This is a genomic window from Enterococcus hirae ATCC 9790 (assembly GCF_000271405.2).
GTDB lineage: Bacteria > Bacillota > Bacilli > Lactobacillales > Enterococcaceae > Enterococcus_B > Enterococcus_B hirae.
The window spans coordinates 847,831-866,316 of record NC_018081.1; the positions used below are offsets into that span (position 1 = coordinate 847,831).

Here is an 18,486-nt window from a genome sequence, read left to right on the forward strand (position 1 = left end):
CACGCTTTCTTACTCGATAAATCCAACGTACTTACGTTTCAGCATTAAGCCTTCTAACTGTTTCGCAGTTTCTAAAGCTACACCGATGACGATCAGTAAGCTAGTACCACCTAACCCAATGGACTGAGGCAGATTCCAAATCATTTGAGCAATGATCGGTAATAAAGCCACTAAACCAAGGAAAATCGCACCGACTGTACTTAAACGCATCAATAAGCTTGAGACATACTCTTCAGTTCCTTTACCAGGACGTACGCTTGGTATATAGCTTCCTTGTTTTTGTAAGTTTTCCGCTAATTTCTCAGGGTTTACTTGAACAAAAGCATAGAAGAATGTGAATGCGACGATCAAGATCGTATAAATAGTTGCACCAGGTGCAGTATTATAGTTAAAGATCTGCATCATTATTTTATACCAGTTTTCAGCCCCAAATCTTCCACTCAATGCTTGTAAAACCGCATTAGGTGTCGCAATAAACGAACTTGCAAAGATAACCGGGATAACCCCAGCCGCATTGACTTTCAACGGTAGATAACTACTTGTTGGCGCCCCTGCTACACGTTTCGTATATTGAATTGGGATTTTGCGTTCAGCTTGTTGGAAAAATGTAACGCACGTTACGATCAATAGGATTGCAACGATTAAAATAGCAATGAAAATTGCAGATTTCCAGATATCTGATTGATTGATATTTACGAAATAGTCTTCATAAATTTCTTTTACACTTTCAGGAAGTCGAGAAATGATCCCTGCAAAGATGATCATTGATACTCCGTTACCGATTCCTTTTTCTGTGATTTGTTCTCCTAACCAAGTGACAAACATTGTACCCGCAGTCAAAATCAGACCGATAGTAACATAGGTTGAAACGTTAGGGTTATTCACAAAACCTAGTTGAGCATACTGGTTAAATCCAGCAGTGATCCCAACAGATTGGACAAATGCCAATACTAATGTCAGGTATCGAGTTGCTTGATTCAACTTCTTACGACCAACCTCCCCTTGTTTTGACCATTCAACAAAACGTGGCACGATATCCATTTGTAACAATTGGATAACGATCGAAGCTGTAATGTAAGGCGAAACCCCCATTGAGAAGATGGAGAAGTTTTGCATCGCACTACCACTCACCAAGTTCAACATGTTGAAAAAAGGCAAAGAAGAAAGGTTTTGCAATGAACTAGCATTTACTCCGGGCACAGTGATATGTGCACCTAAGCGAAACACAAATAGAACAAAAACAGTAAATAGGATTTTGGATCTAATGTCTTTTACTTTAAAAGCATCTTTTAACAGTTTGAACATTAGATCACCTCAATTGACCCACCAGCAGCAACGATTGCTTCTTCAGCTGCCTTAGAGAATTTTGCGGCTTTCACAGTCAATTTCTTAGTTAACTCACCGTTAGCTAATACTTTGATTCCAGATTTTTCGTTTTTCACGATTCCAGCTTCTACTAAAGCAACTGGAGTTACTTCAGCACCATCTTCAAAACGATTTAGTACATCAAGGTTGATGACTGCATAATCTTTGCGGTTCACGTTTGTGAAACCACGTTTTGGTAAACGACGGAATAATGGAGTTTGACCCCCTTCAAATCCTAGACGTACACCACCGCCTGAACGAGCTTTTTGACCTTTTTGACCACGTCCAGCAGTTTTTCCGTTACCAGAAGAAGTACCACGTCCAACACGGTTACGTACTTGTCGTGAACCTTCTGCAGGTTTTAATTCATGAAGTTTCATAGGTTTGGCACCTCCTTAATATTCTAGTTCATATTTCTTACTATATACTAGGTTTGTTTAATTAGATTTCTTCAACGTCCACCAAGTGAGAAACAGTGTTGATCATGCCTTTGATTGCTTCATTAGCAGGTTTAACCACTGAGCTGTTAATCTTTGTAAGACCTAACGCTTTTACTGTATCACGTTGGTTTTGAGGACGTCCGATAATACTGCGTTTTAAAGTAACTTTTAATTCAGCCATTATTTTTGTCCTCCTTATCCGATTAATTCTTCAACTGATTTGCCGCGAAGTTCTGCAACTTCTTCTGCACGTTTCAATTGTTTCAAACCTTCAACAGTTGCACGAACAACGTTGATTGGTGTATTTGAACCTAAAGATTTAGAAGTGATATCTGCTACCCCTGCTAATTCCAATACGGCACGAACTGGTCCACCAGCAGCAACCCCAGAACCTTCAACAGCAGGTTTCATTAGGATTCTACCACCACTAAAAGCACCGATGACTTCGTGTGGGATTGTTGAACCAACCATAGGTACTTCAACTAAGTTTTTCTTCGCATCTTCAATTGCTTTACGGATTGCTTCAGGTACTTCTTGTGCTTTACCAGTACCAAATCCTACATGTCCGTTTTTGTCACCGACAACAACTAAAGCAGCAAAACGTAGACGACGTCCACCTTTAACAACTTTTGTTACACGGTTAATTGCAACAACGCGGTCTTCTAATTCCAAATGTTTTGGATCGATATAAACCATGAATGGTATTCCTCCTTTTCCTAAAATTCTAGTCCATTTTCGCGAGCAGCTTCAGCTAAAGCTTGCACACGGCCATGGTAAAGGTATCCACCACGGTCAAAGACTACTACTTTAATGCCTTTTTCAGTTGCACGTTCAGCAACTAATTTACCGACAGCTTGTGCTGCTTCTGTTTTTGTTCCACCTGAAATTTCTTTATCCAAGGTAGAGGCACTTGCTAGCGTTACACCCGCTACGTCATCAATAATTTGAGCGTAGATGTTTTTGTTAGAACGAAAAACGTTCAAGCGTGGGCGCTCAGCAGTACCAGAGATATTGTTACGTACACGACGATGTCTTTTCTGACGTGTTTTGTTCTTATCTGGTTTTGTAATCACAATTGTCACCTCTTTAATTTTATTGTACTGCACTTAGGCAGAAACACCAAAGTCTCGAAAAATAGAAGCTGCGGCACAAGTTAAATCTCTTTTGAATGAAGGTAAACTTCTGCAAAATCCTTTTTTCCTGCTGCTGGCTTCTATGCAATTTTTCTAAACTATTTACCAGTTTTACCTTCTTTACGGCGTACATATTCGCCAACATAACGAATACCTTTACCTTTATAAGGTTCTGGAGGACGAGTTCCGCGAATGTTCGCAGCTAATTCGCCAACTTCTTCTTTGTTCGCACCTTTAACAATTACTTGTGTGTTAGCTGGTACTTCAACAGTTACGCCAGCTGGTGGTGTGATTTCTACTGGATGTGAGTAACCTACGTTCAAGACAAGTTTTGATCCTTGTAATTGCGCACGGTACCCAACCCCGATCAATTCTAATGCTTTTTGGAATCCTTCACTAACACCTACAACCATGTTGTTGAAGTTAGCACGAGTTGTTCCATGGATTGTTTTCATTTCTTTACTGTCATTTGGACGAGTGAAAGTCACTTCGTTTCCTTCGATATTCATTTTGATATCAGAAGAGAAAGTACGTGTTAATTCACCTTTAGGTCCTTTAACTGTAATGTTGTTTCCATCTTGAGTAACTGTTACTCCTTCAGGGATCACAACAACTTTATTTCCAATACGGCTCACTTAAAGACACCTCCTTGTAAATTCTAGTTGATTACCATACGTAAGCGATAACTTCGCCGCCGATATTTTTTTCACGAGCTTCTTTATCAGTAACAACACCTTCAGAAGTCGAAATGATTGCGATACCTAAACCGTTCAATACTTTTGGTACTTCGTCAGCTTTGACATAAGCACGCAAACCTGGTTTAGAGATACGTTTTAAGTTAGTGATAACACGTTCGCCGTTTTTACCAAATTTTAGGAAAACACGGATCACGCCTTGTTTGTCATCTTCGATATATTCAACATCACGAACGAAACCTTCACGTTTTAAGATTTCAGCGATGTCACGTTTAATTTTTGATGCAGGAACTTCTAAAGACTCATGTTTAACCATGTTTGCATTACGGATACGAGTTAGAAAATCTGCAATTGGATCTGTCATGACCATTGATCTTTTACCTCCTTCTTATGCGAATTTACTTTTTTACCAGCTAGCTTTCTTCACGCCGGGAATTTGACCTTTATAGGCAAGTTCGCGGAAGCAAATACGGCAAAGATGGAACTTACGATAAACTGAATGTGGACGTCCGCAACGTTCGCAACGAGTGTAAGCTTGTGTTGAATGTTTTGCAGGGCGTTTGTTTTTAGCAATCATTGATTTTTTAGCCACGTAGTTCGCCTCCTTTAATTATTTTTGGAATGGCATGCCTAATTGTGTCAACAACTCACGAGATTCTTCATCTGAGTTAGCTGTCGTTACAATAACGATGTCCATACCACGTACTTTATCTACTAAATCGTAATCTACTTCTGGGAAGATCAATTGTTCTTTAATACCTAAAGTATAGTTTCCACGACCGTCAAAGGCTTTTTTACTTACACCATGGAAGTCACGTACACGTGGTAGAGAAACTGAAACCAATTTGTCTAGAAATTCGTACATTCTTTCTCCGCGCAAGGTAACTTTTGCCCCAATTGGCATTCCTTCACGTAAACGGAATCCAGCGATTGATTTTTTAGCTTTAGTAATCATTGGTTTTTGTCCAGTGATCAAAGTTAATTCTTCAACTGCTTTATCTAAGTTTTTAGCGTTTGATACCGCATCACCAACACCCATGTTGATGACGATTTTTTCAACTTTAGGTGTTTGCATAACAGAGCTATAGTTAAATTTTTCCATCAATGATGGAGTTACTTCTTTAAGATATTTTTCTTTTAGGCGGTTCATTCAGTAAGCCCCTCCTTCCTTAAACTTATTTATTATCTAAAACTTCACCGGTTTTTTTAGAAACGCGGACTTTTTTGCCATCTACTTCTTTGTAGCCAACTCGGCCAGCTACGCCAGTAGAGTCGATCACCATCACGTTAGAAACATGAATTGGTGCTTCCATCTCAACAATTCCACCTTGAGGAGCAGCTTGAGAAGGTTTTTGGTGTTTTTTAACAACATTCACACCTTCGACAATGACTTTATCTTTTTTCGGAAACGCTGCTAATACAACGCCTTCTTTATTTTTGTCTTTTCCAGTGATAACTTTAACTTTATCGCCTTTTTTAACAAACATAACTGTTTCGCACCTCCTTTGATAAGTGTCTCAAGATTATAAAACTTCTGGTGCTAGTGAAACGATCTTCATGAAGTTGTTTTCACGTAGTTCACGTGCAACCGGCCCAAAGATACGCGTTCCACGAGGGCTTTTATCATCACGAATAATCACTGCAGCATTTTCATCAAATTTAATATATGAACCGTCTGTACGACGAGCTCCTGATTTTGTTCGAACGATAACGGCTTTTACGACGTCACCTTTTTTGACAACCCCACCTGGCGTTGCTTGTTTAACCGTAGCAACGATCACATCACCGATGTTAGCAGTTTTACGACCAGAACCACCAAGGACTTTGATCGTCAAAATTTCACGTGCGCCTGAATTATCAGCGACTTTTAAACGACTTTCTGCTTGGATCACGTTGTGTATCCTCCTTTCAGATTTTGCATTCAATCTATATAGGAAAATCTCGTGTTATTAGATAATAACTGCTTCTTCGACTACTTCCAACAAACGGAAACGTTTTGTAGCTGATAATGGACGAGTTTCCATAATTTTCACGATGTCGCCAACTTTAGCTGTGTTGTTTTCATCATGCACTTTGTATTTCTTAGAATAGTTCATGCGTTTGCCATAGATAGGGTGGTTTTTCTTTGTTTCAACAGAAACTGTAATGGTTTTATCCATTTTGTCAGATACCACGCGACCTTGATAAACTTTGCGTTGATTTCTTTCTTCAGTCATACGCTTAATGGCCTCCTTCCATAATTACTTAGCTTGTTCACGCAATACAGTTTTGATGCGTGCAATCGATTTACGTACTTCTTTAATACGTGCAGTGTTTTCTAATTGACCTGTTGCTAATTGGAATCTAAGATTAAACAATTCTTCTTTTAATTGTTTTTCTTGATCAAGCATTTCGGCAGTGGTTAATTCTCTGATTTCTTTAACCTTCATTCGATTCACCACCCATTTCCTCACGTTTTACGATCTTAGTTTTCATTGGTAATTTGTGAGAAGCTAGACGTAACGCTTCACGAGCCACTTCTTCAGACACGCCTGCAATTTCAAACATGATTTTACCACGTTTTACTGGTGCAACCCATCCTTCAGGTGCCCCTTTACCAGAACCCATACGTACCCCAATTGCTTTGGCAGTATAAGATTTGTGAGGGAAAATTTTAATCCATACTTTCCCACCACGTTTCATGTAACGAGTCATTGCGATACGAGCAGCTTCGATTTGGCGGTTAGTGATCCAATGTGAATCAACAGCTTGCAAACCGTATTCACCGAATGCTACTTCTTTACCACCTTTGGCTTCCCCGCGCATTTTTCCGCGGAATTCACGACGGTGTTTTACACGTTTAGGTACTAACATGATTATTTCCCTCCTTTCTCAGTGTTTTTTTAGTTGGAAGAATTTCTCCACGATAGATCCACACTTTAACTCCTAGTTTTCCGTATGTTGTATCTGCTTCTTCCCATGCGTAATCAATATCCGCACGTAATGTGTGAAGAGGAACAGTTCCTTCTGAGTATCCTTCTGAACGAGCGATGTCCGCACCGTTTAGACGTCCAGATACTTGAGTTTTGATCCCTTTAGCGCCAGCACGCATTGAACGTTGGATGGCTTGTTTTTGAGCGCGACGGAAAGCAACACGATTTTCTAATTGACGTGCGATTCCTTCACCTACTAATTTTGCATCTAGATCTGGTTTTTTGATTTCCACGATGTTGATATGGATTCTTTTACCAGTTAATTTATTTAATTCTTTTCTTAGGTTTTCGACTTCAGATCCGCCTTTACCAATAACCATACCTGGTTTTGCTGTGTGAATTGAAATGTTAACACGGCCTGTAGCACGTTCGATTTCAATTGTTGATACAGCAGCATCAGCAAGTTTAGTTGAAATAAATTTACGGATTCTTAAATCTTCGTGTAAGAACTCTGCATACTCTTTTTCAGCATACCATTTAGCATCCCAGTCGCGGATGATGCCTACACGCATTCCAATTGGATGTACTTTTTGACCCACTGATTATCCCTCCTTATTTTTCTGATACGACTACCGTGATATGACTTGTACGTTTGTTGATTGGAGAAGCTGATCCTTTTGCACGTGGACGGAAACGTTTCATTGTTGGTCCTTCGTTAACAAATGCTTCAGATACTACCAAGTTTTCAACATCTAAGTCAAAATTGTTTTCTGCATTCGCAACTGCTGACATCAATACTTTTTCAATGATTCCAGCAGATTTGTTTGGTGTGAATTTCAAGATTGAAATTGCATCCGCAACACTTTTACCTCTGATAAGGTCAATTACTAAACGGGCTTTTCGAGGTGAAGTGCGAACTGTTTTTGCAGTTGCTTTAGCTGATGTGATTTGTTCTGCCATTTGGTTTTATCCTCCCCTCAATTAGCGTTTCGTTTTCTTATCGTCTGCAGCATGGCCACGATAAGTTCTTGTTGGTGCGAATTCACCTAGTTTGTGTCCTACCATATCTTCTTGGATGTAAACTGGTACGTGTTTACGTCCATCGTATACTGCGATGGTATATCCAACAAAACTTGGGAAAATGGTCGAACGACGAGACCAAGTTTTGATAACTTTTTTCTTTTCAACCCCTGCTTGAGCTTCAACTTTGTTCATTAAATGCTCATCAACGAAAGGTCCTTTCTTTAAACTACGACCCATGGTGAACCTCCTCTCAAAATGTGCGACACATGGTCAAAGAAATTATTTATTTTTACGACGACGAACAATAAGTTTGTCTGATTTAGCTTTTTTATCACGAGTTTTGTAACCAAGTGCTGGTTGTCCCCAAGGAGAAACTGGTGCTTTACGTCCGATAGGAGCTTTACCTTCACCACCACCGTGTGGGTGATCGTTAGGGTTCATTACGCTACCACGTACAGTTGGGCGTTTACGCATCCAACGAGAGCGTCCAGCTTTACCGATGTTGATCAATTCGTGTTGTTCGTTACCTACTGAACCGATTGTTGCACGGCAAGCAGCTAAGATCATACGAACTTCACCAGAGTTTAAGCGGATCAATACGTATTTGCCTTCTTTACCAAGTACTTGAGCACTTGTACCAGCAGAACGGATTAATTGTCCACCTTTACCAGGTTTCATTTCAATATTGTGGATAACAGTACCAACTGGAATGTTTTCTAAAGGAAGAGCATTTCCGACTTTGATATCTGCATCTGGACCTGAAACAAGTTTCATTCCAACTTGTAGTCCTTTTGGTGCTAAGATGTAAGCTTTCACTCCATCTTCATAGTGTACTAACGCGATGTTAGCTGAACGGTTTGGATCGTATTCGATCGTTTGAACAGTTGCAACAACGTTATCTTTATTACGTTTGAAGTCGATCACGCGATATTGGCGTTTGTGTCCGCCGCCTTGGTGACGTACAGTGATGCGGCCGTTATTGTTACGTCCAGCATGGTTTTTCAATGGTTGTAACAATGATTTTTCAGGTGTTGATGTTGTGATTTCAGCAAAATCAGAACCTGTCATGTTACGACGACCATTTGAGGTAGGTTTGTACTTTTTAATCGCCACGTTTTTCCCTCCTAATTTAATGAGTTATCTAGTAAGTGCTTATTCAGCAGCTTCGAATAATTGGATTTCTTTTGAATCTTCAGTCAATGTAACGATCGCTTTGCGACGTTTTTTTGTATATCCTGCATATTTGCCCATACGTTTGAATTTCGCACGTACGTTCACGATGTTCACGTTTTTAACTTTTACGTCAAAAGCAGCTTCAACCGCTTGTTTTACTAAAGTTTTGTTTGCACGAGTGTCCACTTCAAAAGTATATTTCTTGTCATCCATGGCAAGCATTGATTTTTCAGTGATCACTGGGCGTTTGATTACGTCTAGTAAGTTCATTATGCAAGCACCTCCTCAATTTGAGTAAGAGCAGTTTGTGTTGCTAACACTTTTGTATTTGAAACAACATCTAGAACACTTACGTTATCAGAAGTTACTACAGTTACGTTTGGTAAGTTACGTGCTGATAAAGCAGCAAAGTCGTTACCATTCTCTAGAACAACCAATACTTTAGAGTCAATAGATAAGTTAGCAAGAACTTGTTTAAATTCTTTTGTTTTTGGTGCATCGAAGCTTAATCCTTCAATTGCTACCAAGTTGTTTTCAGCAACTTTTTCTGACAATACAGATTTCATTGCTAAACGACGAACTTTTTTAGGAAGTTTGTAGCTGTAAGAACGTGGTGTTGGTCCAAAGACTACGCCACCTCCACGCCATTGTGGTGAGCGGATTGATCCTTGACGAGCACGACCAGTTCCTTTTTGACGCCATGGTTTACGTCCACCGCCTCGAACAGCACTACGGTTTTTAACCGCATGTGTTCCTTGTCTTAATGACGCACGTTGCATAACGATTGCATCGTAAACAACACTTTCATTTGGTTCAATTCCGAAGATTTCTTCGTTAAGTGTGATTTCACCGTTTTGGCTTCCATCTTGTTTGAATAATGCTACATTCGGCATTCCTTAGTTCCTCCTTTCTTCCTACTATTATTTAGCTTTCACAGCTGATTTGATAGTGATTAATGATTTTTTAGCTCCAGGAACATTTCCTTTAATTAAGATAACGTTTCTTTCTGCATCAACGCGAACAACTTCCAAGTTTTGGATTGTTACGCGGTTGCCACCCATACGGCCAGCAAGACGTTTGTTTTTGAATACACGGTTAGGTGCAACTGGACCCATTGACCCAGGACGACGATGGTAGCGAGAACCGTGAGCCATTGGTCCGCGGCTTTGGCCGTGACGTTTGATAACCCCTTGGAATCCTTTACCTTTCGTAGTACCTGTTACATCAATAATGTCTCCTGCTTGGAAAACATCTACTGTAATTTCTTTTCCTACTTCATATTCTCCTAGCTCAACATTTTTGAATTCACGAATGAAGCGCTTAGGAGCCGTGTTTGCTTTTGCAACATGACCTTTCGCAGGTTTGTTTGATAAAACTTCACGCATATCTTGGTAACCAACTTGAATAGCTTCGTAGCCATCAGTTTCCATTGTTTTCACTTGTAGCACTACGTTTGGAGTAGCTTCTACAACAGTTACTGGAATTAATTCGCCAGATTCAGTGAAGATTTGTGTCATTCCCACTTTTTTCCCTAAGATTCCTTTGGTCATGAGTACACCTCCATTAATTTTATTTTAATATTATAGTTTGATTTCGATGTTAACACCAGATGGTAAGTCTAGCTTCATCAAAGCATCAACAGTTTTTGGTGTTGGGTTCACAATGTCGATAAGACGTTTGTGTGTACGCATTTCGAATTGTTCGCGTGAATCTTTGTATTTGTGAGTCGCACGAATAACTGTGTAAAGACTGCGTTCAGTTGGTAATGGAATTGGACCAGACACGCTAGCTCCAGTTCTTTTTGCAGTTTCCACGATTTTATCCGCCGCTTGATCTAAAATACGGTGTTCATACGCTTTTAAACGGATACGAATTTTTTGTTTTGCCATCTTGTTCCCTCCTTCGCCTATTTTGAAAAGTAGACATAGCTCCACGAAAATTTCCGTCACGCTCGTTCGTGGCAAAGCGTCCGGGCGTGTCGCAACCTCTCGTTTCTTAGCCGACGAAATCCTATAGATCACGTCTGTGACATTTACGTTTAGGTAAACGCACCTTTGTAATTATAATATATCTAAATCCACAAAGCAAGGCTTTTTTCCTGTAAAAAACAATTTGTTTTCATAATTTTTCATTTAGATAACTTTAGATGCCTCTTATCCTTAAATGTCACATTTTATTTCTACTAAACTTCCTTCCTATAGTAGTTCGCCTATCTTCAGTTATTCAAAAAAACCGCAGAACCCCCAATCATGTTGGTTTCTACGGTTTTTTATTCTATTAACTATCGGAAGTGATAGACGATCTAAGCCATACACTTTTCTTGAAAAACAAAGTTTGGATTATTTTTTTAGTTCTGTTCTTGTCGCCAAGGTTGAATATTCGCTTGACGATAGACTTTTGCTTGGTTGATTGAATGGAAGAGTTCCATCTTTTGCTTCACCACTTCTTTTGCTGCTGCGATACATTCAGGATAAATGGCATTTGGGTCCCATAGCTCTGTTGTAGCTAAGATCTCACGACACTTTTTATAAAAAGCATATTTATAGTCGGATGAAATATTGACTTTCTGAATACCGATTTGCACTGCTTTTGCAATTTCTTCGTCTGGGTTAGCAGATCCTCCATGTAAAACTAGCGGAATGGCTACTTTTTCTTTAATACTTGTTAAAACATCCATTTTCAATGCTGGCTTGACATCTTTTGGATAGATACCATGAGCGGTTCCGATTGCCACCGCTAACGAATCGATTCCTGTACGTTCCACAAATTCCTGTGCATCTTCCGGCTTCGTATAAATGACTTCCGATACACCGCCTTCTACTGAAGTACCCGTGTTACCAATCGTTCCTAGTTCGCCTTCAACTGAGACCCCGATCTTATGGCAAACATCTACCACTTCTTTTGTTAGTGCAATATTTTCTTCAAATGGCAACAAGGAGCCGTCGATCATAACTGAACTAAACCCACAATGAATCCCTCGCATGATACTTGCTAAGCTATCGCCATGATCCATATGGATAACGAAAGGCACAGTGCTGTTTTTCGCTCGGCTCACTGCATATTGGAAAAACTCATCTTTGGTAAAGTCTAATTCTGTCGGATGGACTGCAATGATTGCGGGTGCATCATTTTCTTCTGCCGCCTCAATGACTACTCGTAAAAAGTTGCTGTCAGCAACGTTAAACGCCCCTACTGCAAAATGATTTTCCTTGGCAATTTCTAACATTTGATTCATATTGATTAACATCGTCTATTTTCTCCATTTCTATGATTTATTGGTTGAACCTGATAGTTGAATGTATTGCTGAACTAACTCTTTTCCTGCTATGACTGTTTGTTGGATGAGAGTGGGGTATTCGATCGTTGGCTCCTGTTGTAGAAGCTGTTGGCATCTTTGTTGTTGCGCCTTCATAAAATCAGAACCAACATTAATCTTATTGATTCCTAACTCAATGGATTGGCGAATGTTGTCTTTTCCCGCTCCTGACCCCCCATGTAAAACTAACGGAAGTTGAGTCTTCTCTTTTATTTCTTGGACAATATCGAAACGAAAACGTGGTTTGATAATCTCCGTGACTGGAGCCATAGGAAATCGCTAAGCAGTCCACACCCGTTTCATTGATCAATCGGATTGCTTCTGCTGGGTCCGTACACATGGCATCATCTGTAAAATGGTCGCCTGTGACTGCCCCCATATTTCCTACTTCTGCTTCTACGCTCGCATCATACGTTTGGGCAAATTGAACCATCGCTCTCGTTATTTCGATATTCTGATCCAAGGGATACATCGAAGCATCCATCATGACGCTGGAAAATCCTTCTTGTAAGCACTGCTTGACAAATGCGATGTCTTGACCATGATCTAGATTAATCGCTACTTCGACTTTGGCATCCTGTGCCATACGGATGATGGGCTTCGTTAAATAATGATAATTGATGTGTTGCTTTAAGTGATCTTGCAATAAATCTATGATGATCGGCGCATGTAATTCCTCAGCAGCTTGGATCGTTGCTTTAGCTGTTTCTAGATTAAAGCAATTGATCGCCATGACAGCATAGTTTTCTTGATTTGCTTTTTTGAGCATCTCTTTCATTGACACATACATATCAAATCCTTCTCTCTACAGTTTTTAAGATAATTTAATAGAAGAAAAATCTACTTCTTCCTCTTCTTCCTCTACGACAGGGTGTTCAGCTGGCGCCTTTTTCAAAACAAACAATAGAATGCCGGTAACTGCAGAACCAATCAATAAGGCAAAGGTAAACTTCAACGGATCCGTCATTGCTGGGATAATAAAGACCCCACCAGAAGGAACTGGTGACCCAATTCCCCACGACATACTCAAACCTCCGCCAATCGCTGCACCAGCTGTACACGAAATGATCACACGAAGCGGATCAACTGCCGCTAAGGGGATAACGCCTTCCGTAATCATGCAAAGTCCCATCGGAAAAGCAATCTTAATGTTGTTTTCTTCTTCTTTTGAATATTTTGTTTGCCGAAATAACTTAGATAAAACCCATGAAATGGTGACACCGAAAGGCGGAACCATTGACGCTAACACTTTCACAGCTTCTGGTTCTTGCACACCTTCCAAAAGCATCCCATCAGCAAACAATGAGGCTACCTTATTGACTGGTCCACCAAAATCAAAGGCAGCCATCCCACCGACAATTGACCCAAAGAGGAATTTTCCAGAACCTTGTAGTCCTTGTAAAAAATCGGTCATCGCTTCTGTTGCCCAAACAATCGGCACACCTACCACGAAAAACATCAATAAACCGATACTAAGGGTCGCTAACAGTGGGATGATCATCATCGGCATCAATCCTTGTGCCCACTTAGGAACTTTGAGATATTTCACCAATAACAGGACAAAGAACCCCACCAAGTAACCGCCTAACATACCACCTAAAAAACCTGCGCCAATGGCATTGGCAATTAACCCCATAAACAAACCTGGACCAATCCCTGGGCGATCGGCAATGGAATAGGCAATCGCTGCAGAAATCACTGGAGCCAATAATCCCATGCCCAAAACCCCTAGAGAAACTAAGGCATCGGGTACAGAATAAGACGCTTGATAATCATTGATGACTTGCCCACCTGTTAAATTCCCAATAGCGATCAAGAGTCCAGCGGTCACAACAACTGGTAACATGTATGAAATAGCTGTCAGTGCATGCTTTTTTAATTGTAGTTGACGAAGCATCCAATTCCTCTCCTTTTATGTTTTACTGAGTTCTTCTTCAATTTTAGTAATCAACCCTTTCGGTGCTTTAATGACCATGTTCGTAGGAATCTCAATCACTTTTTTTCCTTCGAACCGCTCCTTGCCACCAATTTTGATATCTGCTGCAATAATGACGACATCTGCCTGCTTGATCTCCTCCTTCGATAACTCGTCTTCTGTACCAATTGTTCCTTGTGTTTCGATGTGCACTTCATGTCCTAATGCTTTTGCTGCTTTTTCTAATTTTTGTTTGGCAATATACGTATGTGCAATTCCTGAAGTACAGGCTGCTACTCCGACGATCTTCATTTTTCCTTCCTCCTTTTCTTTTAGACAGTTGGTTCTTTTGCTAATAGTTCCATTAATTCTGTTTTACTAGTTGCCTGATTCATTTTTTCGATAATGGTATCTTCTGCTAATAACATTGCTACTTTTTGTAATAATTTGATATGAACGGTATTGGCATCTGTATCTTTTACTGCAAATAAGATAATGACCTTTACAGGCTGCTCATCTAATGATTCCCAAGGGATCGGGGTCTCGACTTTACCCACAACCAAAGAAGTCTGAATGACACTCGCTGATTTTCCGTGGGGAATCGCCACACCGTTTCCAATCCCTGTGATTCCTTCTTTCTCCCGTTGAAAGACATCTGATGAAAAATCATCAACATCTTTGATAATGCCGTTTTCTTTTAGTAATTCACTTAATTCGAGAATCGCTTCTTTTTTTGTTTTCGCTTTCATTTCTAAACGTATCAGTTTTTCTGTAATCACATTTGCGATACTAAATTCTGACATTACCTGTTTTGTAACCATTTCACATCTCTCCTAACATTTGCTTCACACGTTTTTCGTCTTGCTTGGTAAATACTGAGTTTACTAATATCGTGGGAATCTTCGGTGGCTCATTCAAACAAACCGTTGTTAAAATCAAATCGATCTTACTAAATTCCGCTTGGTTTTTCTGGTACTGCCGAGAAGATAAAACAGCAATAATCTCTAATTCAGGAAAGGCTTTTTTTACTTTGACTTTCAATAGTTCTGAAGTTCCAACACCACTACTACACATGATCAATACACGTTTTTTTATTGGGGCTAACTCTTTGTATCTCACAAAGTATAATGTTAAAAATCCAATTTCATCTTTGGATATATGGTTTGTATGAAATTTTTTTTGGACCATTTTACTGACAAATTCTACTAATTGAAACGTTTCCTGGTACTCTAATTCAATATCGTGCAATAAATCATTTTTGATTGTGATCTCATGTTTTAATCGATACAATAGCGGCTGAATGTGACTATACAAATCATGTCGGTTTCGTTCTTGATCAATCGCCACTCCCATGAGCCGGCTCATCGTAGCAGAAAAAAAACGGGTGATTTCTTCAGCTTCATTTGAGATATTTTGATGTTTAATCGAACCATTTTCGATCCTGGAGGAAATCAAGTATTGAAAAAGATAAAAAGTTTCACTTTCAGGGAGAGTCGTATTTAAATATTGACCTAATTTGAGCATGACTTGCTTTGATAGTTGGTACAGTTCCTGGTTATAATGGATCAGCGCCTGATCTTCTTCATCTAAATCCCACGTATCTTCTTCTAAATACACGACCCCTTCACGGAAGCGTTTGACTAAGATATAAATATGAGAAAAAATATTCATTGCATATGGATAGGCAATTCGGCTGACTAGTTTTTGTTCGATAAACTCAACGATCGAAGTAATAAAATTGATATCAAATGAGCTGATCATTGGGTGACTAGGAACCACTTTTTTATCTTCCAATAAATGGATACTTAATAGCATATTCACTACTTTACGAATATGTTTTTCTGTTCCTTCGATACCAATTCGGGTACCTTGTCGTTTAAGTTGGAGGTGGTTTTTCATTAAAAATAAACTGATCTTAGCCAAATCATTACTAATTACCGGATCACTGACATAATACGGATGGAACAATTCATTGATTAATAACTTCTTGGGTGCCTTAAACAACAAATTAAGCAAAATCGCATTTCTTCTTTCCAAAGGTCCTTGACTCGTTCGACTTTCATTATGCGTTGCACTCACATTTAAATATTTATCGTAGTCTAACCGAAATCCTTTGCCTGCCTCTGCCAAAATGATTTCCCCGGTTTCAGACACATCATTTATCTTTTTAATCGTGCGGTAGACCGTTTTCGTAGAAACATGGGCAAATTCAGCTAACTCCTGAGCTGTAAGGGATAAGCCATGTTTAACAAAGTATTCGACCATTTCTTTCTCTCTTTTGCTTAGCTGCATTTGTTCAACCTCCTTGTTTATACTATAACGGAATTTTCTGACAACTCATTTTTTGTTCTGTCCATTACTCTGGACATTTTTAAAAGCGTTTACAAAAAATGGCAAAAAAGACAAAAAACACCGAAGCAGGCAAAAACCTGTCTTCGATGTTTTACACGATACATCAGAGTACATAAAAGTAATGAATAGACGAAACGATGAAAATAAGTAACTATTGATTGGTGTCAGTAGTTTTCTTCCTTAATTACTCTTAACATGACCAATCACAGCATTTGCTTTAACTACCCCACTAGCATCCATCGTTAGCTTCGCCACTTTTTCACCATTGGTAAAAGCAACGATCAGATCTGATTGTTTGTTTGCCGATTGTAGTGCCACCAAGTCCATGGTTGCAATTAATTGACCACGTGCAACTTTTTGTCCCTCTTCAACGTAGATCGTAAAAGGCGCTCCTTTTAAGTTCACAGTATCGATCCCCATATGCAAGAGAACTTCAATTCCTGATTCCGTTTTGATACCAACTGCATGTTTCGTTGGAAAAATATTGATAATCGTACCAGCGATTGGAGCAAACACTTCGCCATTCGTTGGTAGAATCGCAAACCCGTCTCCCATCATTTTTTGTGAAAAGACATCATCTGCCACTTCTGTGATTGGCATTAGCTTCCCATTTGCTACCGCAAAAATATCTTGGTTTTGTGGATCAACGACTGTTTTGGTTGTCACAGTAGGCGTGGACTGAGCAGTTCCTTTGCCACTACTTCCATGAATTTTTTTCATTTCATCTGCAACAAATTGGACTTCCGTTCCAACGATCACTTGAATATTTTTGGCATCAATTACTTTCAGGCCTGGAACGCCAGTCGCTTTGATTTTCCCTTGATCAACTTTTGCCGTATCTTTTACATACAAGCGTAAACGTGTCGTGCAATTGTCAATGGAAACAACGTTCGCTGCACCACCTAATGCTTGATAAAGTTGATTAGCTAGCGTGGCAAATCGATTGTCACCAGTTGGCACTGTTCCTACTTCCCCATTTTCTGCAACTCCAGTATCTTCTTCACGCCCCGGAGTCATCAAATTGAATTTTTTGATGACAAATAAAAATGTAAAGTAATAAATCACACCCATCGCCAAGCCTAATACCAATAGCATTAATGGTTGATTGGCAATAGGTACACGTAAGCTTAAGAAGAAATCAATAAAGCCGGCGCTAAAATTAAAGCCCGCTGTCCAATGGAAGGTTGCTGCGATAAACATCGAAATCCCTGTTAAAGCAGCATGAACGACGTACAATGGCCAAGCGACAAACATAAATGAAAATTCTAACGGTTCAGTCACCCCTGTAAAGAAAGAAGCGAAAGCGGCAGCTAACATCAAAGATGCGGTCACTTTTTTCTTTTCTGGTCGCGCACATTGATAGATAGCAAGTGCACCAGCAGGTAACCCAAACATCATGACCGGGAAGAAACCAGCTTGGTACATACCGGTGACTCCTTTTACCCCTTCACTTGCCCAGAATTTACCGATATCATCAATTCCAGCTAAATTGAACCAAAAAACATTGTTCAGTGCATGGTGTAAACCAGTTGGAATCAGCAAACGGTTGAAGAAGCCATATAGACCAGCACCTAACGCGCCCATTCCAGAGATCAATTCACCGAAACTAACCAATGTATCATAAACTGGTGGCCAAACAAAAATCAATAAAGCAGAAATAATTGCCATTAAACCAGCTGTTACGATTGGTACTGCTCGTTTTCCACTAAAGAAAGATAACGCCATTGGCAATTTAACTCCGCTGAAGCGATTATACATCGCACCAGCGACTAAGCCTGCCAAAATTCCAATAAATACATTTTTATTATTGATTGCATCAAAAGCGATATTCACTTTTTCAACATCCACTTTAGTAAACAATGCGACAGAAGCACTATTGACTAATGTGACTGGTGCTAAAAAGGCGATCAATCCTGCCAATGCTGATGAACCATCTTTGTCCTTAGACATCCCCAATGCTAACCCAACAGCAAAAATGATTCCTAAATTATCTAAGACTGTTCCTCCAGCTTTGATCATAAAAGCGGCAAAAATGTTATTGCCACCCCAACCAGTCGGATCGATCCAATAACCAATCCCCATGAATAAAGCAGCTACTGGTAGGGTTGCTACTGGTAACATCAAGGAACGTCCCATTCGTTGTAAGTATGTTTTCATTTTGT

General features: G+C 39.7%; 27 protein-coding genes and 2 pseudogenes. All 29 read right to left on the reverse strand.

Annotated features, from left to right (window positions below):
* Positions 1-9: 9 nt before the first annotated feature.
* Positions 10-1,305: a preprotein translocase subunit SecY gene (gene secY, locus EHR_RS04080; RefSeq protein WP_010720439.1), complete on the reverse strand. Its 1,296-nt coding sequence runs from the start codon at positions 1,303-1,305 to the stop codon at positions 10-12.
* Positions 1,305-1,745 (reverse strand): 50S ribosomal protein L15, encoded by a 441-nt coding sequence (gene rplO / locus EHR_RS04085; protein WP_010720440.1) that lies wholly within the window; start codon positions 1,743-1,745, stop codon positions 1,305-1,307. The genes secY and rplO overlap by 1 nt, the downstream gene beginning before the upstream one ends.
* Positions 1,746-1,806: 61 nt before the next feature.
* Positions 1,807-1,986 carry a 50S ribosomal protein L30 gene (rpmD, locus tag EHR_RS04090; RefSeq protein ID WP_010720441.1) on the reverse strand — a complete coding sequence of 60 codons (180 nt, stop codon included), beginning with the start codon at positions 1,984-1,986 and terminating at the stop codon, positions 1,807-1,809.
* Between the two features lie 14 nt (positions 1,987-2,000).
* Complete coding sequence (gene rpsE, locus EHR_RS04095) at positions 2,001-2,501, reverse strand: 30S ribosomal protein S5 (protein WP_002288681.1); 501 nt, start codon at positions 2,499-2,501, stop codon at positions 2,001-2,003.
* Between the two features lie 20 nt (positions 2,502-2,521).
* Positions 2,522-2,878: a 50S ribosomal protein L18 gene (gene rplR / locus EHR_RS04100; protein WP_005880747.1), complete on the reverse strand. Its 357-nt coding sequence runs from the start codon at positions 2,876-2,878 to the stop codon at positions 2,522-2,524.
* Positions 2,879-3,036: 158 nt separating this feature from the next.
* Entirely contained in the window at positions 3,037-3,573 is a 537-nt protein-coding gene (gene rplF, locus EHR_RS04105; protein ID WP_010720442.1) for a 50S ribosomal protein L6, read from the reverse strand.
* Positions 3,574-3,604: 31 nt separating this feature from the next.
* Positions 3,605-4,003 carry a 30S ribosomal protein S8 gene (gene rpsH / locus EHR_RS04110; protein WP_002288675.1) on the reverse strand — a complete coding sequence of 133 codons (399 nt, stop codon included), beginning with the start codon at positions 4,001-4,003 and terminating at the stop codon, positions 3,605-3,607.
* A gap of 36 nt (positions 4,004-4,039) precedes the next feature.
* Positions 4,040-4,225 carry a type Z 30S ribosomal protein S14 gene (locus EHR_RS04115; protein WP_002356214.1) on the reverse strand — a complete coding sequence of 62 codons (186 nt, stop codon included), beginning with the start codon at positions 4,223-4,225 and terminating at the stop codon, positions 4,040-4,042.
* A gap of 18 nt (positions 4,226-4,243) precedes the next feature.
* Positions 4,244-4,783 carry a 50S ribosomal protein L5 gene (rplE, locus tag EHR_RS04120; protein WP_002288671.1) on the reverse strand — a complete coding sequence of 180 codons (540 nt, stop codon included), beginning with the start codon at positions 4,781-4,783 and terminating at the stop codon, positions 4,244-4,246.
* Positions 4,784-4,808: 25 nt separating this feature from the next.
* Entirely contained in the window at positions 4,809-5,120 is a 312-nt protein-coding gene (gene rplX / locus EHR_RS04125) for a 50S ribosomal protein L24 (RefSeq protein WP_010720443.1), read from the reverse strand.
* 36 nt (positions 5,121-5,156) lie between these two features.
* A complete protein-coding gene (gene rplN, locus EHR_RS04130; protein ID WP_002288669.1) occupies positions 5,157-5,525 on the reverse strand; it encodes a 50S ribosomal protein L14 in 369 nt (122 codons plus the stop codon).
* 57 nt (positions 5,526-5,582) lie between these two features.
* Positions 5,583-5,849: a 30S ribosomal protein S17 gene (gene rpsQ, locus EHR_RS04135; RefSeq protein ID WP_010720444.1), complete on the reverse strand. Its 267-nt coding sequence runs from the start codon at positions 5,847-5,849 to the stop codon at positions 5,583-5,585.
* 24 nt (positions 5,850-5,873) lie between these two features.
* Complete coding sequence (gene rpmC / locus EHR_RS04140; protein WP_002288664.1) at positions 5,874-6,062, reverse strand: 50S ribosomal protein L29; 189 nt, start codon at positions 6,060-6,062, stop codon at positions 5,874-5,876.
* Complete coding sequence (gene rplP, locus EHR_RS04145) at positions 6,052-6,486, reverse strand: 50S ribosomal protein L16 (RefSeq protein ID WP_010720445.1); 435 nt, start codon at positions 6,484-6,486, stop codon at positions 6,052-6,054. The genes rpmC and rplP overlap by 11 nt, the downstream gene beginning before the upstream one ends.
* 2 nt (positions 6,487-6,488) lie before the next feature.
* Positions 6,489-7,144 (reverse strand): annotated as a pseudogene (gene rpsC, locus EHR_RS04150) (30S ribosomal protein S3).
* A gap of 13 nt (positions 7,145-7,157) precedes the next feature.
* The gene (gene rplV / locus EHR_RS04155) at positions 7,158-7,505 is read right to left on the reverse strand and encodes a 50S ribosomal protein L22 (RefSeq protein ID WP_002288657.1); all 348 of its coding nucleotides are present in this window, start codon (positions 7,503-7,505) and stop codon (positions 7,158-7,160) included.
* A 21-nt stretch (positions 7,506-7,526) separates the two neighbouring features.
* Positions 7,527-7,805, reverse strand: coding sequence for a 30S ribosomal protein S19 (gene rpsS / locus EHR_RS04160; protein ID WP_010720447.1), 279 nt, complete (start codon positions 7,803-7,805; stop codon positions 7,527-7,529).
* A gap of 42 nt (positions 7,806-7,847) precedes the next feature.
* Positions 7,848-8,681 (reverse strand): 50S ribosomal protein L2, encoded by an 834-nt coding sequence (gene rplB / locus EHR_RS04165; RefSeq protein WP_010720448.1) that lies wholly within the window; start codon positions 8,679-8,681, stop codon positions 7,848-7,850.
* Positions 8,682-8,720: 39 nt separating this feature from the next.
* Positions 8,721-9,011, reverse strand: a complete 291-nt coding sequence (rplW, locus tag EHR_RS04170; protein ID WP_002290449.1) for a 50S ribosomal protein L23 — start codon at positions 9,009-9,011, stop codon at positions 8,721-8,723.
* Positions 9,011-9,634 (reverse strand): 50S ribosomal protein L4, encoded by a 624-nt coding sequence (gene rplD, locus EHR_RS04175; protein ID WP_010720449.1) that lies wholly within the window; start codon positions 9,632-9,634, stop codon positions 9,011-9,013. The genes rplW and rplD overlap by 1 nt, the downstream gene beginning before the upstream one ends.
* 27 nt (positions 9,635-9,661) lie before the next feature.
* Positions 9,662-10,291: a 50S ribosomal protein L3 gene (rplC, locus tag EHR_RS04180; RefSeq protein ID WP_002290445.1), complete on the reverse strand. Its 630-nt coding sequence runs from the start codon at positions 10,289-10,291 to the stop codon at positions 9,662-9,664.
* Positions 10,292-10,321: 30 nt separating this feature from the next.
* Positions 10,322-10,630, reverse strand: a complete 309-nt coding sequence (rpsJ, locus tag EHR_RS04185) for a 30S ribosomal protein S10 (protein WP_010720450.1) — start codon at positions 10,628-10,630, stop codon at positions 10,322-10,324.
* A 458-nt stretch (positions 10,631-11,088) separates the two neighbouring features.
* Positions 11,089-11,988, reverse strand: coding sequence for a ketose-bisphosphate aldolase (locus EHR_RS04190; RefSeq protein ID WP_010736799.1), 900 nt, complete (start codon positions 11,986-11,988; stop codon positions 11,089-11,091).
* An 18-nt stretch (positions 11,989-12,006) separates the two neighbouring features.
* A pseudogene (locus tag EHR_RS04195) lies at positions 12,007-12,847 on the reverse strand (class II fructose-bisphosphate aldolase).
* A gap of 24 nt (positions 12,848-12,871) precedes the next feature.
* Positions 12,872-13,954, reverse strand: coding sequence for a PTS fructose transporter subunit IIC (locus EHR_RS04200; RefSeq protein ID WP_010720453.1), 1,083 nt, complete (start codon positions 13,952-13,954; stop codon positions 12,872-12,874).
* Between the two features lie 15 nt (positions 13,955-13,969).
* The gene (locus EHR_RS04205; protein ID WP_010736797.1) at positions 13,970-14,284 is read right to left on the reverse strand and encodes a PTS fructose transporter subunit IIB; all 315 of its coding nucleotides are present in this window, start codon (positions 14,282-14,284) and stop codon (positions 13,970-13,972) included.
* Positions 14,285-14,304: 20 nt separating this feature from the next.
* Positions 14,305-14,793, reverse strand: coding sequence for a PTS sugar transporter subunit IIA (locus EHR_RS04210; RefSeq protein WP_010720455.1), 489 nt, complete (start codon positions 14,791-14,793; stop codon positions 14,305-14,307).
* A 1-nt stretch (position 14,794) separates the two neighbouring features.
* Positions 14,795-16,264 (reverse strand): BglG family transcription antiterminator, encoded by a 1,470-nt coding sequence (locus tag EHR_RS04215; protein WP_010736796.1) that lies wholly within the window; start codon positions 16,262-16,264, stop codon positions 14,795-14,797.
* Positions 16,265-16,504: 240 nt separating this feature from the next.
* Positions 16,505-18,481: an N-acetylglucosamine-specific PTS transporter subunit IIBC gene (gene nagE, locus EHR_RS04220; RefSeq protein WP_010736795.1), complete on the reverse strand. Its 1,977-nt coding sequence runs from the start codon at positions 18,479-18,481 to the stop codon at positions 16,505-16,507.
* Positions 18,482-18,486 lie beyond the last annotated feature (5 nt).

Bases quoted from the DNA above. Each gene is read 5' to 3' on its own strand.
- secY (WP_010720439.1), bottom strand. From the start codon at position 1,305: ATGTTCAAACTGTTAAAAGATGCTTTTAAAGTAAAAGACATTAGATCC.
- rpmD (WP_010720441.1), bottom strand. From the start codon at position 1,986: ATGGCTGAATTAAAAGTTACTTTAAAACGCAGTATTATCGGACGTCCT.
- EHR_RS04215 (WP_010736796.1), bottom strand. From the start codon at position 16,264: ATGCAGCTAAGCAAAAGAGAGAAAGAAATGGTCGAATACTTTGTTAAA.
- nagE (WP_010736795.1), bottom strand. From the start codon at position 18,481: ATGAAAACATACTTACAACGAATGGGACGTTCCTTGATGTTACCAGTA.
- rpmC (WP_002288664.1), bottom strand. From the start codon at position 6,062: ATGAAGGTTAAAGAAATCAGAGAATTAACCACTGCCGAAATGCTTGAT.
- rplC (WP_002290445.1), bottom strand. From the start codon at position 10,291: ATGACCAAAGGAATCTTAGGGAAAAAAGTGGGAATGACACAAATCTTC.
- rplE (WP_002288671.1), bottom strand. From the start codon at position 4,783: ATGAACCGCCTAAAAGAAAAATATCTTAAAGAAGTAACTCCATCATTG.
- rpsE (WP_002288681.1), bottom strand. From the start codon at position 2,501: ATGGTTTATATCGATCCAAAACATTTGGAATTAGAAGACCGCGTTGTT.
- rplP (WP_010720445.1), bottom strand. From the start codon at position 6,486: ATGTTAGTACCTAAACGTGTAAAACACCGTCGTGAATTCCGCGGAAAA.
- rpsJ (WP_010720450.1), bottom strand. From the start codon at position 10,630: ATGGCAAAACAAAAAATTCGTATCCGTTTAAAAGCGTATGAACACCGT.
- EHR_RS04205 (WP_010736797.1), bottom strand. From the start codon at position 14,284: ATGAAGATCGTCGGAGTAGCAGCCTGTACTTCAGGAATTGCACATACG.
- EHR_RS04190 (WP_010736799.1), bottom strand. From the start codon at position 11,988: ATGTTAATCAATATGAATCAAATGTTAGAAATTGCCAAGGAAAATCAT.
- rplW (WP_002290449.1), bottom strand. From the start codon at position 9,011: ATGAACTTACTAGACGTAATCAAACGCCCAGTGATCACTGAAAAATCA.
- EHR_RS04200 (WP_010720453.1), bottom strand. From the start codon at position 13,954: ATGCTTCGTCAACTACAATTAAAAAAGCATGCACTGACAGCTATTTCA.
- rplX (WP_010720443.1), bottom strand. From the start codon at position 5,120: ATGTTTGTTAAAAAAGGCGATAAAGTTAAAGTTATCACTGGAAAAGAC.
- rplO (WP_010720440.1), bottom strand. From the start codon at position 1,745: ATGAAACTTCATGAATTAAAACCTGCAGAAGGTTCACGACAAGTACGT.
- rplV (WP_002288657.1), bottom strand. From the start codon at position 7,505: ATGGCAGAACAAATCACATCAGCTAAAGCAACTGCAAAAACAGTTCGC.
- rpsS (WP_010720447.1), bottom strand. From the start codon at position 7,805: ATGGGTCGTAGTTTAAAGAAAGGACCTTTCGTTGATGAGCATTTAATG.
- rpsQ (WP_010720444.1), bottom strand. From the start codon at position 5,849: ATGACTGAAGAAAGAAATCAACGCAAAGTTTATCAAGGTCGCGTGGTA.
- rpsH (WP_002288675.1), bottom strand. From the start codon at position 4,003: ATGGTCATGACAGATCCAATTGCAGATTTTCTAACTCGTATCCGTAAT.
- rplD (WP_010720449.1), bottom strand. From the start codon at position 9,634: ATGCCGAATGTAGCATTATTCAAACAAGATGGAAGCCAAAACGGTGAA.
- EHR_RS04210 (WP_010720455.1), bottom strand. From the start codon at position 14,793: ATGGTTACAAAACAGGTAATGTCAGAATTTAGTATCGCAAATGTGATT.